At 70.7% G+C, this 15,934-nt stretch carries 14 protein-coding genes; 5 read left to right on the plus strand and 9 right to left on the minus strand.

Translation table 11 applies throughout. From position 1 onward, the window contains the following. The 5 genes from ACFXKZ_RS14205 to ACFXKZ_RS14225 all read right to left on the minus strand — a co-directional run. On the minus strand, positions 1-1,320 hold a 1,320-nt coding region (locus ACFXKZ_RS14205), incomplete at its 3' end, for a HEAT repeat domain-containing protein (RefSeq protein WP_380000049.1). Positions 1,321-1,484: 164 nt separating this feature from the next. Then, entirely contained in the window at positions 1,485-3,443 is a 1,959-nt protein-coding gene (locus tag ACFXKZ_RS14210; protein WP_380000051.1) for an NACHT domain-containing protein, read from the minus strand. Beyond that, positions 3,436-3,744 carry a hypothetical protein gene (locus tag ACFXKZ_RS14215; RefSeq protein WP_380000053.1) on the minus strand — a complete coding sequence of 103 codons (309 nt, stop codon included), beginning with the start codon at positions 3,742-3,744 and terminating at the stop codon, positions 3,436-3,438. The genes ACFXKZ_RS14210 and ACFXKZ_RS14215 overlap by 8 nt, the downstream gene beginning before the upstream one ends. A 1,414-nt stretch (positions 3,745-5,158) precedes the next feature. Beyond that, complete coding sequence (locus ACFXKZ_RS14220; protein WP_380000055.1) at positions 5,159-5,344, minus strand: hypothetical protein; 186 nt, start codon at positions 5,342-5,344, stop codon at positions 5,159-5,161. Positions 5,345-5,912: 568 nt separating this feature from the next. Further along, complete coding sequence (locus ACFXKZ_RS14225; protein ID WP_380000057.1) at positions 5,913-6,320, minus strand: hypothetical protein; 408 nt, start codon at positions 6,318-6,320, stop codon at positions 5,913-5,915. Positions 6,321-6,400: 80 nt separating this feature from the next. On the opposite strand from ACFXKZ_RS14225, the gene ACFXKZ_RS14230 reads away from it, so the two are divergent. Then, entirely contained in the window at positions 6,401-6,769 is a 369-nt protein-coding gene (locus ACFXKZ_RS14230) for a hypothetical protein (protein ID WP_380000059.1), read from the plus strand. A gap of 477 nt (positions 6,770-7,246) precedes the next feature. On the opposite strand, the gene ACFXKZ_RS14235 is transcribed toward ACFXKZ_RS14230, so the two are convergent. Then, entirely contained in the window at positions 7,247-8,530 is a 1,284-nt protein-coding gene (locus ACFXKZ_RS14235) for a WD40 repeat domain-containing protein (RefSeq protein WP_380000061.1), read from the minus strand. Between the two features lie 215 nt (positions 8,531-8,745). Between ACFXKZ_RS14235 and ACFXKZ_RS14240 the strand changes: the two genes are divergently transcribed. After that, a complete protein-coding gene (locus ACFXKZ_RS14240) occupies positions 8,746-8,895 on the plus strand; it encodes a hypothetical protein (RefSeq protein ID WP_380000063.1) in 150 nt (49 codons plus the stop codon). Between the two features lie 372 nt (positions 8,896-9,267). Here the strand turns inward: ACFXKZ_RS14240 and ACFXKZ_RS14245 are convergent, their stop codons facing one another. Then, on the minus strand, positions 9,268-9,537 hold the full coding sequence (locus ACFXKZ_RS14245; RefSeq protein WP_380000065.1) for a hypothetical protein: 270 nt from the start codon (positions 9,535-9,537) through the stop codon (positions 9,268-9,270). Positions 9,538-10,135: 598 nt separating this feature from the next. Between ACFXKZ_RS14245 and ACFXKZ_RS14250 the strand changes: the two genes are divergently transcribed. Further along, positions 10,136-12,712 carry a transcriptional regulator gene (locus tag ACFXKZ_RS14250; RefSeq protein WP_380000067.1) on the plus strand — a complete coding sequence of 859 codons (2,577 nt, stop codon included), beginning with the start codon at positions 10,136-10,138 and terminating at the stop codon, positions 12,710-12,712. Positions 12,713-12,864: 152 nt separating this feature from the next. On the opposite strand, the gene ACFXKZ_RS14255 is transcribed toward ACFXKZ_RS14250, so the two are convergent. Continuing rightward, a complete protein-coding gene (locus tag ACFXKZ_RS14255) occupies positions 12,865-13,188 on the minus strand; it encodes a HEAT repeat domain-containing protein (protein WP_380001127.1) in 324 nt (107 codons plus the stop codon). Here ACFXKZ_RS14255 and ACFXKZ_RS14260 point away from each other — a divergent pair. After that, on the plus strand, positions 13,160-13,546 hold the full coding sequence (locus ACFXKZ_RS14260) for a hypothetical protein (protein ID WP_380000069.1): 387 nt from the start codon (positions 13,160-13,162) through the stop codon (positions 13,544-13,546). The genes ACFXKZ_RS14255 and ACFXKZ_RS14260 overlap by 29 nt on opposite strands. A gap of 201 nt (positions 13,547-13,747) precedes the next feature. Beyond that, on the plus strand, positions 13,748-15,136 hold the full coding sequence (locus tag ACFXKZ_RS14265) for a protein kinase (RefSeq protein WP_380000071.1): 1,389 nt from the start codon (positions 13,748-13,750) through the stop codon (positions 15,134-15,136). A 124-nt stretch (positions 15,137-15,260) separates the two neighbouring features. Here ACFXKZ_RS14265 and ACFXKZ_RS14270 read toward each other — a convergent pair whose 3' ends face one another. Next, positions 15,261-15,605, minus strand: a complete 345-nt coding sequence (locus ACFXKZ_RS14270; RefSeq protein ID WP_380000073.1) for a hypothetical protein — start codon at positions 15,603-15,605, stop codon at positions 15,261-15,263. Between the last annotated feature and the right edge of the window lie 329 nt (positions 15,606-15,934).

Below are 15,934 nucleotides of genomic sequence, written 5' to 3' on the forward strand. Positions count from 1 at the left end.
CAACGCAAACGTTCCCGGATCGTCCGGCCACCCATCCGCGATCGCATCGACCGCGGAACGCCGAACGCCAGCGTCGGTATCGGTGGTGGCGCGGTCACAAAGCAACGCAAACGTTCCCGGATCGTCCGGCCACCCATCCGCGATCGCATCGACCGCGGAACGCCGAACGCCAGCGTCGGTATCGGTGGTGGCGCGGTCGCGAAGCAACCCGAGCGTCCCGGAATCACCGGCTCCCACCCACGCGATCGCAACGACTGCTGCACACCGAACAGCACCTTCGGTGTCGGCGATGACCCGGTCGCGAAGCAACGCAAGCGTCCCCGCATCATCCGGCCACCCACCCGCGATCGCCCCCACCGCGACCTGCCGGACACCACCTTCGGTGTCGGTGGTGGCCAGGTCACGAAGCAACCCCAGCGTCCCGGAATCACCGGCTCCCACCCGCGCGATCGCCCCAACCGCGGCCTGCCGGACAGCACCACTCTTGGCGGCGATGACCCGGTCGCGAAGCAACGCGAGCGTCTCCGGATCGTCCGGCCAGCCATCCGCGATCGCCCCCACCGCAGCCTGCCGGACAGCACCTTCGGTGTCGGTGGTGGCGAGGTCGCGAAGCAACCCGAGCGTCCCGGAATCACCGGCTCCCACCCGCGCGATCGCAACGACTGCTGCACGCCGGACACCACCTTCGGTGTCGGTGGTGGCCAGGTCACGAAGCAACCCCAGCGTTCCCGGATCATCCGACCACCCACCCGCGATCGCCCCAACCGCGGTACCCCGAACAATGGCGTCGGTGTCGGTGGTGGCGAGGTCGCGAAGCAACCCGAGCGTCCCGGAATCACCGGCTCCCACCCGCGCGAGCGCCCTAACCGCGACCTGCCGGACAACACTTTCGGTGTCGGTAGTGGCGAGGTCGCGAAGCAAAGCGAGCGTCCCCGGATCATCCGGCCACCCACCCGCGATAACATCGACCGCGACCCAGCGAACCTCCCAGTTCTCATTGGTGGTGGCGAGGTCGCGAAGCAACGCGAGCGTCCCCGGATCATCCGGCCACCCACCCGCGATCACATCGACCGCGGCCTGCCGAACACCGGTGTCGGTGGTGGCGAGGTGGCGAAGCAACCCGAGCGTCTCCGAATCACCGGCTCCCGCCCGCGCGATCGCATCGATCGCGGCCTGCCGAACACCGGTGTCGGTGTCGGTGGTGGCGAGGTCGCGAAGCAACCCGAGCGCCCCCGCATCATCCGGCCACCCATCCGCAATCGCCCCGACCGCGACCTGCCGAAGAGTTGGGTTGTTGTCGAAGGTGGCGTAGTGATGCAAGGAGGTCGGGGTCGGGTTTTGGGTGGCGAGGTAGAGGCGCGCGGCGGTGTGGCTGGTGGCGTGGGTCTGCCGCAGGGCGTATCCGGAAGCCTGGTGCCAGGCCTGATACCGGGGGGCGTCCAGCCATGCGGGTGGTTGTTCGAGGGCGGGCAGTGCCCGAGATCTCAGCGCGTTGATGAGGCCCGGTCGTAGGTTCTTTCTCTTCTCGCGGCTTCGGTGAGCAGTCGGATGAGAAGGCGGGTGGTGTCGGGGGCCAGGCTTGTGAGGGTGGGGAGGTGGCGGATCTCGCCGACGGCGCTCAGGGCGAGGAAGGAAGTGGTCGGCAGGCGGGTGTGGAGTTGCCAGGCGGGGGTGGCGTCGCGGAGTCGGGTGACGGCGGCGGCGGCGAATTTGTTGGGGATCATGCCGACGAGGAGGAGGAGTGTTTCCCTCCAGGCGGGGTCGTGGGCGTGGGTGGCGAAGATGGCGAGGAGTTGGGGTTCTTCCAGCTCGCGGTTGGTGAGTCGTTCGTTGATGTCGTCGGCGGCGAGGTATTCGAGGAAGGCGCGGTGGACGAAGCCGTAGAGGCCGGCGCCGAAGCTGGAGAGGATGAAGTTGCGGTGTTGGAATTGGTTGAGGATGGCACGGGCGGCCGTGTGGGCGCGGTCGTGGGGGTATTTGAGTTCGTCGGTGAAGTAGGTGGTGAGTTCTTCGATCAGGTCTTTGGCGGCGAGGTGGTTGCCGGCGAGTCCGGCGGGGCCGTCCTGCATGCGGCGGGCGATGCGGTGGAGCATGGCGAGTTTGTCGTCGGGTTCGGGGCGGGGTAGTCCGCTGTTCGCGGTGTGTCCGAGGTGTTTGTTGACGTCCCAGTGTTCGATCAGGACGGTGACGGCGTGTCGGTAGACGGTTCGTCGGTCGCGGGGCAGTTCTCGTCGGCGGGCGATGATGGCCAGGATGGTCAGCAGCATCGGGTTGCCGGCGAGTTCGGCGACGGCGTTGGAGTCGGAGATGGCGTCCAGGAGGCGGGCGCGCATCCGTGTGCCCGCTTGGGGGTCGCCTTTGCAGCTGCGGTCGTACCAGGCGGTGGCGAACGCTTCGATCTGGGCGGGTTCGAGGTCCTGGAGCATGTGGGTGGTGAACCCGGCGGCGTCGAGCGCGGCTCGGCGGTAGCCGATGACGCGGGAGGTGGCGATCGTGCGGACGCCTCGATACAGGGAGGCGAATCCCTCGATGCGGGCGACGACGTCGGCTCTGGTGTCGGGGTCGAAGATCTCGTCGAGGCCGTCGAAGACGACCAGTGCCCGTCCGCCGTCGTCCAGGAAGGCTTTCAGTCGGGTCTTGGGCAGGCCCAGGTTGTGTTCGCGCCCGAGTTCGTCGATCAGGTCGAGGAAGCCGCGGCCGCGCCACATCGGGTCGGCGTAGGAGCGCAGTTCGACCAGGAGCGGCAGCCAGCCCTCCCAATCGGCGGGCACGGTGGTGGTGTCGGTGTGGGGTTCGAGTTCGGCCGTGGCCAGGGCGAGCATCGCGAAGCGGGCGCGGGTGGATTTGCCGGCTCCGGGGTCGCCGAGGATCACGGCTCGGTCCGTGCGGGCGAGCGCGTCCAGGACCGGGTGCGCGGGGCGGTCGCGGTAGGCGCGGCGGGCCTGTTCCAGGCGTTCGCGGTCCAGGCGGTCCGGCAGAGCGGGTATGTGTTCGCCGTCGGCGAGGCGCCGCAGGACCTCGCGGGGGAGGTCGAGGAGTTCGAAGGGAGGGGGGTTCTCCCGCACGTTCTGGGGGACGAACACTTCACGGAGGAGCATCTCCGGGTGTTCGTCCTGCGCGTCGAGGGGGGTGAGGATCTCCAGGTCCACCCGCCGGTACCGGTCGCACACGCGATGCAGGTACTCTCGCCGCTCCCGTGCGAAAGCCGCGTCCTGCGACTCGCCGGCGCCGGTGTCGTCCCCGGCTGCGGCCTGGAAGACGTTGAGGTTCCCCAGGACGGTGTGCGCGGTGACGTTGTGCTGGTCACCGCCCACGTTGGTCCCGCCGATGTTCTGCTGCAGGCTCCCCGCGGCCGTGTTGCCGTGCGCGTCCTGGACGACCTCGGGTCGCCGCGCGGGACGCCGGCCGAACAGGCGCCGAAGACCCTTCCGCGGCTCACCCATCCTGGCGCTGCTCGAAGTCACCCGTGATCGCGTTCCGCTGCGCCTGCTGCTCGGCAGGTCCCACGGACGTCTGCGTGAACGAGCCGCCGACCGTGTTGTCCTCCGCCGACTGGCGTCTGGTCCGCGCGGCCGGCACCGGGAGGCACCACTGCACCCCGACACCCACCACCAGCAACACGGCTGCGGAGACCCACCAGGCCGTCGACCGGTGATCGGTGAGGAACCCGGTGGCCAGGTTCACCACGACCGCGACCACCACCGCCCCTGCGGCACCCACGAAACGCTGCACGACCGGACTCATCCACTGCCCCCCGGGCAAAACCGACACCCCCGACACGAAGCATGTCGCGGCGACCCCACGAACGCGGGACCGACACCACGGAACCCGGGCGTCCACCGTCCGCCGACACCGATGCCGTACAGGAGGACGTGCGAACCCACCCGATCCCGTAACCGGTGATCGTAGGGCCGCCACGCGAGGTTCGCCCGCACGACGCCGGATCCGACACTGGACGACCCGGCCTCCCATGCACTCATCTCGATCTCCCCCATGGCTCCCCCCTGTTGATCGGCGGTCCCCGGGGCGCGGCGCGGGGCTGGACGCGTTGGTGGAGGGTGAGCCGTGGCATCCGCCGCACTGGCCGGTGGCGTGGCAACGCCACCTCACCCACGCCACCGACTACCTGAGCGAGCGGGCCGAGCGGGGCGAGGGTGGCCGGTTGGACGACGTGGGCCTGGACGTCGTTCACCGCAGGACGGGGATCGGGCGGTGGGTCGCCCAACAACGGTCCGGGTGGGACGGGCTGAACGAGCCGCAGCGCGAACAGCTAGCCGGCACGACCGACGCGCGAACGGAAATCGGGAGAACACCCTGGTCGGATCGCGCCCGACCGGGGCCACTCCGGCCCGGCCGGGCGCGGCGCGGTGGGGGATTGCGGGAGGATTCGGTGAAATCCCCTACCAGTCTGCGCCATTCGCGGTGGCATACAGGGGCGCCGACCTGCGGCGATGCCCACCCGGGGGGAGCCGATCCCAATCGGCGCCCCGAACGGCGGGGCGAACGGCACCGCTTCCCGGCCCGGCGGCCCGGTGCGGCGCGGTCGCGCGTGCCGGTTCTCACGGCGGCGGCACGGCCGGCGCAACACCGCGTCCCGCCCATCCCGGATCGACGGCGCCGGGAACAGGCACTTCGCGCGCTCACAATCCCGCGCAGTTGGGGCCACTTTCAAAAATCCGACCCCGAATGAGGCGACCCGGGTCCGGTCGGCCGAGGGGGCGGGTCGCAGCAGGGATCGGGCCCGGGTGCACGAAGGTGGCATGGAGGTGGCACGGACCGATTAGGGGCCAGCGGCCCGTGCACCCGGTCAACGGGTGACATGGCACCCCCCTTGTCCGCTACGGGGCGTGTCCACTCGACCCCTTGAACCGTATCCGTGGGATCGGACGAACCGGGGCGAACAGACGTCGGACAAGGGGACGCGTTGCAGGGTGTCGGCCGTGCGCGGGAGGGGTCGGCGCGGTTGGAGGTCGCACCGTGGAGTTCGAGAACGATCCGTTGCGGGCGCGGGTGCTGGCGATGCTGGGCGCGGTCCGGGTCGCGGACACCGCGCGCTGTGTCTCGCATTGACAGGTCGTACCCGATCGGGGTGGTGGCCCCGACGGCCTCGGACTTCGCAGCCGTCGGGGCCATCTCCTGCCGGGAGGAGGTGGGTCCACTACCTGTAGGTCTGAACGACCATCACCATCATCGAGAAGACACCCGCCACGACCGCGGCTGCGGCGCTCAGCCGCTGGAAGCGGGAGGCCGAGGTGTAGACCGTGACGACGATCCAGGTACCGAGGCCTGCGTTCAGCGAGCCGGAGAGCACCAGGAGGATGGTCAGAACCACGAGCTGGTTCAACGCTTGGACTCCAATGAACCGGGTGGCACTACCACCACCCGTCCGTCAGTGGACGCATGGCCGCCCCAACGCCATGATGGAGCCGACTCCCTTCTACGCGTGGTTGAGGGTCCATCGCGGCGTCGTTCGGATCTCCCGGCAAAGTTGATCCCGATCGACGCCGCATCTATTTCGGGGCAGCGCGCAGTGGCGAAGCAATCCGCAGACTCCGCGAGCTGACCCTGGAACTGACCGTAGGCGTTAGAGAGATGGGTCTGCAACTCAGAGATGACTTGGCTGTGGACGACGGGAACTGACGCCGGATCAGTTGTCTGCCGGGAGGCAATCGAGCGACGCAGGTGTCACGACGTTTGCAGATAGGCCGTACGTACGCTCACCTGCAGGAACGTACGCCCGCGATTGCAGAATAATCTTTCTCGGATTTTGGTCGATTCACGTTCACAAAACATGATTTTTAAGCGAAGTTTGCAGGTCAGGGGCGGTGAACATACAACTCGACATTGCAATTCGACTTTGCAATATCGTGTTGCATGGTTGCGGTGCACACCGCGTTAGTGTTGGCGATTGATCAGCACATAACGTGCCTTCCGGCCTCGACCAGCGAGGCGGCGAGCGGCGCGTAGCAACCGGCGCAGGTGGGGCCGGTGTACGCGGGGGCATCGACGGCAGGCACGGCCTTGTCGAGGTCGCGGTCGACCGCGAGTCCCTTGACGTCGGACCTGGCGTCGCTGGCGTTCGCGCGGCGGGTGGTGATGCAGCTGCTCGACGCCGGCCTGGTGGGCCGGGTGCCTCGAGGGCGCGTGTGGGTGTGGCACCTGACCGAGACCGGCCGGCGCGCCCTGGTCGAGGCCGGGGCGCCCGAGCGCCGGCGCGCCGCCACCGGGGAGGCGGCGCTGCGCAGCGGGTTGGCGGCGCACGCGCTCACGGTGACGGCGACCGCGATCGAGTTCGCCCGGCACGGGTGGGGCGAGGTCACGGACTGGGCGGTGGAGGTCGCGCACCCGATCGAGGGCGGGCGGGTCACCACCGACGCGGCTGGAGCACCGGTGGCTGTGGGTGGAGGTCGACCGCGCGTCGATGGCGGAGCGGCGCCTGATACGGAAGGTCGCCGCATACGGCCGGTACGCCCCCCACCGCGTGCACGTCGGACCGCACCGGCTCCAGGGCTCGACCCGGCCTGCCTGGCAGGGCGCGTACCCCGGGCCGCGGTGCCCCTCGCTCCTGATCCTCCTCGCCGGCGCCCCCCGACCCGAACTCGACCGACGCAGCAACCGCGTGATGCGCGCCGCGCTGAAGGTGCCGGCAGTGCGCGACGGGGCGCTGATCGTCAACATCTGCCGCTTCGACGCGCTGCGCGAACACGGACCCGACGCGACGATCCGGGCGAACTCCGCCGACATCCTGCGCCGGGGCACCGACCGGTAGCCGCAGGGGCGGGGTGCGGGGTGCGGTCGGCGGTGGGTTCGAGGGTGAAACGTGCCCCCGCCGAGCCGGTCGTGTCGTGCCTGGTCAGGGGCCCCGGTCAAGGGGTGGACGGGGCGCCGACATCTCTCCCTGGTGTGTACCCGCACCGGGAGAGACACCCTCCCCCTCGCCTTCTCCATCCTGGCGGCCCGGCCGGGCGCGTGCGCGGCGAGGCGGCGCCGCGTGCAGGTCGAGTCGGCCCCGGCCCGGAGCCGTTCGTAACGCCCACGAAGGCCGGCGGGTGTTACCCGGCGGGTAACACCCGCGTTACCCGCGCAGGCCGACGCGTTACCCGGGTCGCGTCCCGGTCCGGCCCGGCTGCTCGGCGTTTGCGCCGGAAACGTTCGTCAGGCGACAACATTTGTCGGGCGACGCGTTCGGTGACGAACACTGTGGAGGCAGCGTAGGACCGAGTCGGGTACCAGCGGCGGGGAGCAGTCATGTCCTCGGGTGCAGGGTGTGGACGCGGATGCCAACGGCCTCGGCGACGGCGAACCGGGTGCCGTCGGGAGAGAAGGCGAAGCGCAGGATGGTGTCGGGGTCGTGGGCCAGGCGGTCGGCGAGCGGGCGGCCGGTGGTCGGGTCCCACAGGCGCACGCCGCCGTGGACGCTGCTGGTCGCCAGGAGTGTGCCGTCGGGGGAGAAACGCATGAGCCGGACGTCGCCGGTGTGGCCGTCAAGCGGGCGGCCGTGCCGGTCGCGCAGGCTGTAGGGGTCGAACAGGTGCACGGCGCCGCCCGAGGCCACGGCGAGCGTCGTCCCGTCCGGGGACACTTCCACCGCCTCAACCCGGGCGGGGACTCCGAAGGGTTTGCCGACCACGCGCAGTGAGGCCGGGTCCCACAGGTCCACGCCGGAGACCTCCGAGACGGTCACGATCAGGTCGCCGTCCGGCGCCACGATGACGTGTGAGATCTGCTCCGGCCGCGAGGAGGGATAGCTGTCGCGCGGATTCGGCACATCGTGCGCGTACGGGCTCCGGGCGTCCCCGAGCGCGTGCCCGCGGTACACGAACAGGGTGCTGCCGATCGCGAACGCCCGACACATCCGGTCCGACGAGTACGCGATCGGGGTGAGCGTGTCGCCGGGCTGCACCACCGCGGTGAGGGTGATCGTCTCGTAGTCCCGCTCGTCGACCCAGGGGCTGCGGATCTCCACCCTCCCGTTCCCGTCGGGCAGCGTCACCCACACGGCGATGGAGCCGTCACGGTCGACCTGGACGTACCCGCGCTCGCCGACCTGGCGCTGCGCCGCTGCGCGCCGGTCGGTCCAGGAGGTGTCCGGGAGTCGGTCGCCGGTCTCCAGGTCCGCCACGGCCTCCTCCCCCGTCGCCGTGCCGACGTAGACACGCAAGGGGTCCCGTCCGAAGATCGCGATCCACGCCGGGGGGCCGGCGAAGCCCGCGAGCAGGTGGTTGCCTCCCAGCCGGCCGCGGTCGTGCGGCTCGTCGGTACGGCGGGCGTTGCGAACTTGGGTGGCACGGGTGCGCGCCTGTTGCCAGAGCCGGGCCCGCTCCGGCGAAACCCGGCACACGGACAGTAGTTCGTCCAACGGGCCGGCCTGGGGGATCGCGCCGGCCCGCCAGTTCGCGATGCTGTTCTCCGCGATGCCCGCGGCCCTCGCCAGCGAAGCCGCGGATCGTGTGCGCAGCGCCTCGTCCAGCAGCGCCCCCAACGCCGCGGTGAAATCCTCCGGTGTGGCCACGTCCTCCAGGTCCTCCACAGCGCGCCCCTCCCCCGATGTTGCGCCGCAACTTGCGCCCCAATCCCGCCCCTGAGCCTAGAACCGCACCCGCGCCCCCACCTGCGATTCCCCCAACTCGCCCAGGTGCGGCGCGACTTCGCGCAGGATGCACGGACCTGCGGCGGCGCCCGCCTATCAAGGAAGGACCGGAGGCACCCGCCACCGGAACCGCAACCCGCACCCCGGGGGACGCCATGACCTTCATCCGACTCCTCCTCGAACAGGCCGCCGTCGGCCTCGCGGCCGGTCTGCCCTCCGCACTCGCTGCCGCCTTCGCCCCCTCGGCCCTCCGCCGCCTCCGCAACCGCCGACACACCCATCGGGAAAGCGACGAGGTCGAGTGACCCGCCGCAGGTGACGAACCGGCCTCGACACCCCACCGGCCAAGACCCGCCCTTTAGGCCGACCCCCGCATGAAACCCCCACCGGCCGGGTTGAAGGAGCCCGGTTGAACGGGATCGGGTCCGAGTGCGCGAAACAACTGGGCTCCGCGCACCGGCTGGTGCTCGGCGAACGACGCGGCCGGACGTATCGCTCCTGCCCGCAGTCGCCACGGTCGCCGAGGCCCTGATCGCGCTCACCCTCGACACCCGGGCTGATCCCGCTCGGCCGGGCGGGATCGGCCCGGGTGCACGAAAGGTGCATGTGGGCGGCGGACTCAGTGCCCCGACCGGCCCGGCGGGGCGAGTCGATACGCGCGGGGCCCGCACGAGATGTCAGCGGTGGGTGATCCACCACACGATCCACGTCCCGGCGGCGGTACCGACACCGGTCGCCAGACCCCGCGCCGCGGTCGCGGTCAGGACTCGGCCGGCACGGGCCAGACGTGCCCGCGCGGTCATGGTGGACGAGGCGGTGGGGTGGTCGGGCGTGCCGGCATCGGTGGCCAGGGCATGCGCGGTGCTTGCGGCGAGGGATCGGGCGATGCGGACGAGGCGGCCTCGGCGCGCGGTGGTCGGGTCGTTGGTCGACTGGTCGTCGTTCACGGTGGTCTCCCCGAGTGGGTGCGAACTCCTGGGCGGGTTCGCGTCGTCCCATCGAGCGCCCACGGACGTTTTTCCGGCGACCGCCCCAGGGCCGGTCGTCCGTCTCTAGGCTGCTGGGTCCGGGTGCGCGGGTTATCCGGTGGCCGTCCGGATCGGATCCGGACCGGATGCGTCGAGAAGGTCGGGGTTCGTGGCGGGGGATGCGGTCGGCAAGGCGACGGAACTGGCGGAGTCGCTGCGGAAGTTGTACGAGCGGGCCGGATCGCCCACGTACGCAACACTCGTCCGCCGAGGTGCCGAGCAACGACCCGCGGTGAAGTTGAACACCACGTCCCTCGGTCAGTGGTTCATGGGGCAAGCCGTGCCGGACGATGCCGACCGGTTTGCGTTCCTGGTGAGCTGGCTCGAACACGAGGCGCATCGGCTCGACCGCGCCTACGATCCGACACCGGTCGCGGCCTGGGAGCATCTGCGCGGCAGGGCAGTGCGCGAACGCCGCCCCGCCGGACGACCCCACGCGACGCGCACCGCCGAACCTGCGACCGAGAGCGGCAGTTTCGCGGGCAGGCCGGTCCGGGAGTTCACAGATCCGTTCGCGTTGGAGGTGCACCGCGCGATCGACGGACCCGAACACACGCGAGCGGGGCTGCCAGTACTGCCGGTCTACGTGCCTCGCGCCCATGACCAAGTGCTGCGCCAAGTGGTGGAACGCGCGGCGGGTGGCGAGAGCGTGATGGTCACGTTGGTGGCCGGGTCGTCGACGGGCAAGACCCGGGCGTGCTGGGAAGCGCTCCGGGGCGTGCCGGACGGGTGGCGGTTGTGGCACCCCATCGCCCCCGGACGACCCGAAGCCGTCCTGGCCGAACTGTCCGCGGTGGGGCCGCGGACGGTCGTGTGGCTCAACGAGGCCCAGTTCTACCTGGAACCGGCCGGCATCGGCGAGCGCGTCGCGGCCGAACTACGCGAACTCCTGCGTGATCGCGCCCGCGCGCCGGTGCTCGTCCTGGCGACGTTGTGGCCGGAACCCTTCTGGAACACCCTCACCAGTCGGCCCCCCGCCGACCGCCCGGATCCGCACGCGCAGGCACGGGCGCTGCTCACCGGTACCGATGTGCGCGTGCCCGAGGCGTTCACCGGCACCGACCTGGAGACCCTGTGCGCCACAGCGGGCGAGGACCCGCGGTTGGCGCACGCCCTCGCCAGTGGGGACGACGGGCGCGTGGCCCAGTTCCTGGCGGGCGCCCGCGCACTGCTCAAACGCCTCGACCTCGCCCCGGCCCACGCACGGGCGGTACTCGAAGCCGCCATGGATGCCCGCCGCCTCGGCCACGGCCCCGTCCTACGCCAGGGATTCCTCGAGGACGCAGCCGACGCGTACCTCACCGACGACGAATCCGACGCACTGGCCGACGACTGGTTCGAACAGGCCCTCGCCTACACCACAGAACGCGTCCACGGCGCCACCGCGCCCCTGACCCGCATCCGACCACGACGACGCACCCGCAACCCGGCCACGGGCGACGGACCCACCTATCGCCTCGCCGACTACCTCGAACAACACGCACGCCACACACGCGGCGCCGAATGTCCTGGCACCTCCTTCTGGAACGCCGCCCACGACCACGCCCGCACCACCGACGACACTCTCACCCTCGGTCGCGCCGCATACGCACGGCTACGGATACGCCACGCCGAACGCCTCTACGCGAAGGCAGCGAACGCCGGCGATCCACGCGGGTGGGGCGCACTGGCCTATTCGCGGCACGAGGCGGGAGACCTTGAGAGCGCCGAGCGGTTCTACCGCCAAGCCGCCGACGCCGGAGACACCGAGGCATTGGAACGGCTGGTTCTGGTGCTGGCGGACGCAGGGGATTTGGCGAACGCTGAACCCCTGGCACGCGAAGCCGCCGAAGCCGGCTCCCACAACGCGCTGATGTGGGCGGCCACGGCTTGCGAAAGAGGGGGCGATCGCGAGGCCGCCGAACGCCTGGCCCGCGAAGCCGCCGATGCCGGACACTTCTACTCGCTGTCATGGTTGGCCGAACTACGGGAACAGGCAGGCGATCATCAGGAAGCTGAAGATTTGGCCCGCAGAGCCGCTGGCATCGGTCACCCGGAGGTACTCACGGACCTGGCCCTGTTGAGGGAACGGGCAGGTGATCGTGACGGAGTCGACAATCTGTACCGCGAAGCCGCCGACGCCGGGGACGTCGGGGCACTCATGCGGTTGGCCGCGCTACGCAGGCAAGCCGGCGACCATGAGGGCGCCGAACACCTGTACCGCAAAGCCGCCGACACGGGAACCCGTGAAGCCCTGACGGGGCTGGCCCTGCTGCGCGAGCAAGCGGGCGACCATGAAAGCGCCGAACACCTGGCCCGCCAAGCCAACAACGCGGGAAGCATTGACGCACTGACACAGCTGGCCGCGCTGCGGGAGGAGGCAGGCGACCATGAGAGCGCGGAACGCTTGGTTCTCGAAGCCGCCGAAGCCGGGAACCTTCGGGCACTGACGTGGCTGGACGCAACAGGCGAACATGAGAGCGCCCAACGGCTGTACCGCAAAACCACAGACACCAGGAACCCCGAGGCGCTGGTCTGGTTGGCCGCGCTGCGCGAGCGACTGGGCGATCGTGAAGGCGCCGAACACTTGTACCGCGAAGCCGCCGACATGGGAAACGTTGAGGCACTGAAAGGGCTGGTCCTGCTGCGCGAACAGGCGGGCGATCGAGAAACCGCCGAACACCTGGCCCGCCAAGCCGCCGACGCGGGAAACTTCGACGCGCTGACACAACTGGCCGTGCTGCGCGAGAAAACAGGAGACCACGAAAGCGCGGAACACTGGGCCCACCAAACCGCCATTAAAGGAAATTACTACGCTTTGGCAGGGCTGACCCTGCTGCGCGAGCAGGCAGGCGATCGTGCGAGCGCCGAACACCTAGCCCGTCAGGCGGCCGTCCACGGACATTCCTATGCCCTGTCATCCCTGGCAGAGTGGCGAGAGAAGGCGGGTGATCACATGGACGCGGAGCGCCTGGCCCGTGAAGCGGTCGAGGCCGGAAACAGGCATGTGCTGATGAGCTTGGCTCACTTGCGACAAACAGCGGGCGACCACGACGGCGTCAAACTCTTGCGCGAGTGGTCGCAGCAGGGCTTCGATGCAACCGACGAGATGTGACAGAGGCAGTCCAAAGCACGCCGGGAAGCTAGCAGAAACCCGCTCTGACCTGCGAAAACGTGCGATCTAGCTCGGTTAACGGACCACCTGCTGCGGCAGCAACCAACCCTGGCAGACCCCCGCACCCATGAGCGCATGTACAAAGACACCCCTCACTCAGAGGCCTGTTGGCGATCCTTGGCGTGGTGTCGCGTGCTGGCTTGGACCGCGACTTCCCGAACGCCAGCGTGGGTGTCGGTGGTGGCGAGGTCGCGAAGCAACGCGAGCGTCCCCGAATCATCCGGCCACCCACCCGTAATCGCCCCGACCGCAGCTTCCCGAACGCCGGCGTAGGTATCGGTGGTGGCGAGGTCGCGAAGCAACGCGAGCGTCCCCGAATCATCCGGCCACCCACCCGCAATCGCATCGACCGCGACCTGCCACGGCGGCCGTCCGGCGGACCACGTCTTGCTGGGGTCGCTCGTTGGGGCGGCGATGGACGGCTGCGTCTCGTGTCAGGACTCGCTACCGACGCTGTTGATCGACGACGCGGACGAGTTCCTGCTGGGGTGGGTGGCAGCGTGCGGCGCCGAGGACTCCGTGCTCGGCTGCGCGGTCCACCTCGGGGAGGTCCTGGTGGTGTGGGATCCCGGGGAGTGGCACGGCATCTCGTCGCACGGCTCCCCCGACGACACCGCGACGGTGGCGCGGGCCGCCGAGCGGGTCGCGGCCGAGATCGCGGACCGGCGGTGGATCGTCGCCGGCGACCCGGACGACGACACGCCCCGCCCGGCCGGCCGGGACGAACTGCGGCGGGCGGTGCGCGCGGCGCGCGGGGACGACCCGAACCGGTAACCGGCCGGGTCGGCCGGGCACAGGCGGGCGAGGACGCCCTCGCGCCCTGTGTCGTCCAGCGGCTCGCCGCACGCCGCCGCCGGATCGACGACGTCCTCGGCGGATGAACACGATTCGGTCACTCGCGGGTGTCGGCGGGATCGGCGATGGCACGTTGGGACGCGGCGCTGTGGGGGCGCCGGTCCGGGGGGGTGGGTGGTCGTGCGGGTGTTGGCGGGGCGGTACGAGTTGGTGCGGTTCGTGGGCCGGGGCGGGATGGGGGAGGTGTGGGAGGGCCGCGACCGGGTGATCGCGCGGCGGGTCGCAGTCAAACTGCTGCCGCACGCGCCGGGGGACGCGGCCGGGGCGGCGTTGTTCCTGCGCGAGGCCCGCACGGCCGGGGCGCTGCACCACCCCGGGGTGGTGACGGTGCACGATCTGGGCCGGGACGAGGCGGACGGGTCGTTGTTCCTGGTGATGGAGTTCGTCGAGGGCCGCGATCTGGCGACGGTGTTGCGCGAGGACGGGCCGCCGCCGGTCGCCGTCGCCGTCGAGTGGGCCGCGCAGGTCGCCGCGGCGCTGTCCCGGGCACACGCCGCGGGGATCGTCCACCAGGACCTGAAGCCCGCGAACCTGATGCTCGCCACCGACGGACGCATCAAGGTCCTCGACTTCGGGATCGCCAGGTTCGTGGAGTCCACCCACCGGTCCAGCAAGGTCATCGGCACGCTGGCCTACATGCCCCCGGAACGATTGGACGAGCACCCCGGCGACGCCCGCTCCGACCTGTACTCCCTGGGCTGCGTCCTGCACGAACTCCTCACCGGCACGGTCCCGTTCGAGGCCACCAGCCCCGTCTCGATGATGAACGCCCACCTCCGCAGGACCCCCGAACGCCCCGGCGAACACCGCCCGGGTGTCCCCGCCCGGCTCGACGACCTCGTCCTCGCACTGCTCGCCAAGAACCCCGACGACCGACCCGCCACCGCCGACGAGCTACACACACGCCTGCACGCCATCGGCACACCCGACCGGGCGACACCCGTATCCCCGACCCCGGCGGACGACCGGCCGGCGGCAACCCCCGCCGCACCCGACCCCGAACCGGTACCCGCCACCGCTGAGCGTGACACCGGCACCGGCACCGGTGGGGCCTCATCGGCGCCTGCATCTCCCGGGCGACGCCGGTTCCTGTGGATCGCCGCCGGAACCGCGGCCGCAGCCACAACCGGCATCACCATCGCCCTCACCCACACCGGAGGCGACACCGCGGCGCACACGACGAACCCGTCCACCGGCCGGCGGACGCAACCGGCGACGTCGCCTCCCGGAGCCGCCGCAGTCGCCGCGACCGTCCGACCATGGCGCTTCACCACCGGCGGTGAGGTCAATGCGACCCCGGCGGTGGTGGGCGGCGTGGTGTACATCGGCAGCCAGGACAAGAACCTCTACGCGCTCGACGCCGCAACGGGAACCAAAAAATGGGCCTACACCACCGGCAGCGGGATCTATTCGTCCCCCGCAGTGGTGGACGGCCTGGTGTACATCGGCGACTGGGACAAGAACGTGTACGCGCTCGACGCCGCTACCGGCGCGGGGCCGGCGACGTAGGCGGCGACGGCTCGCGTCTCCTCGGCGACGTCGGGCCATCCCGTGCCGCTCCCCCGGGTCCCACACCACGGGCGCGACGACCTCGTGCGTGCGGCGCACGGCGCGAGGGGACGGGTCCGAACCGCTAGTCGGGCGGGTCGGTCGGGCGCGGCCGGGCGGGCCACCGTTCGCCGGCCAGCGCACGCTCCACCAGGCCCACCGCGCGCTCGGTGACCGCCGCGCGGGATCCCTCGTGTTCGTACATCCGCATCACCGCGTCCATGCCGTGCACCGGCACCGCGCCGCGCAGCTCCACGCGGGCGCGCGCGGGCGGGCCGAAGGGACGCGATGGGCGATTCCGCGAGGGCGGGACGGTGTGGGAGGCCTCTTTTTGGCCGCCGTCGCCTACCGCGAAGACGAAGGATTCCGCGATGTGCTTTGTGGGCGCGTGGAGGCCGTTGCGGCCGGGGCGGACCGGCGGGCTGGGCACGCGGATCGACAACCTACGCGCCGGGCGGGAAGCGCTTGAGAAGGGACGAGAGCGGCTGCTCGCCGGGCGCGGCATGTGGTGCCGGGACGCGACGGCCCGTGGCTTGGGGCGCAGGGGCCGGGCGGGCCCGTGTTCGTGATGGGGATTCCCCGGCGGGGTGGCGGAGTCTTACGGTAGAGGCGTATCCGTGTCCGTACGGACCGTGAAGCAGGTTGCCGAGGAGCAGCGGGAAGGAGACGCGTATGCGCGAGCATCGCGATCCCAGTACCGACGACGGGAACCATCCCGGCCGGCCGATCCCACCACCGATCCCACCGGACAAACCACCG

Origin of the sequence: Embleya sp. NPDC059237, from assembly GCF_042754105.1 — a bacterium.
Classification (GTDB): Bacteria; Actinomycetota; Actinomycetes; order Streptomycetales; family Streptomycetaceae; genus Embleya.

Bases quoted from the DNA above. Each gene is read 5' to 3' on its own strand.
- ACFXKZ_RS14210 (WP_380000051.1), bottom strand. From the start codon at position 3,443: ATGGGTGAGCCGCGGAAGGGTCTTCGGCGCCTGTTCGGCCGGCGTCCC.
- ACFXKZ_RS14215 (WP_380000053.1), bottom strand. From the start codon at position 3,744: ATGAGTCCGGTCGTGCAGCGTTTCGTGGGTGCCGCAGGGGCGGTGGTG.
- ACFXKZ_RS14240 (WP_380000063.1), top strand. From the start codon at position 8,746: ATGACCTTCATCCGACTCCTCCTCGAACAGGCCGCCGTCGGCCTCGCG.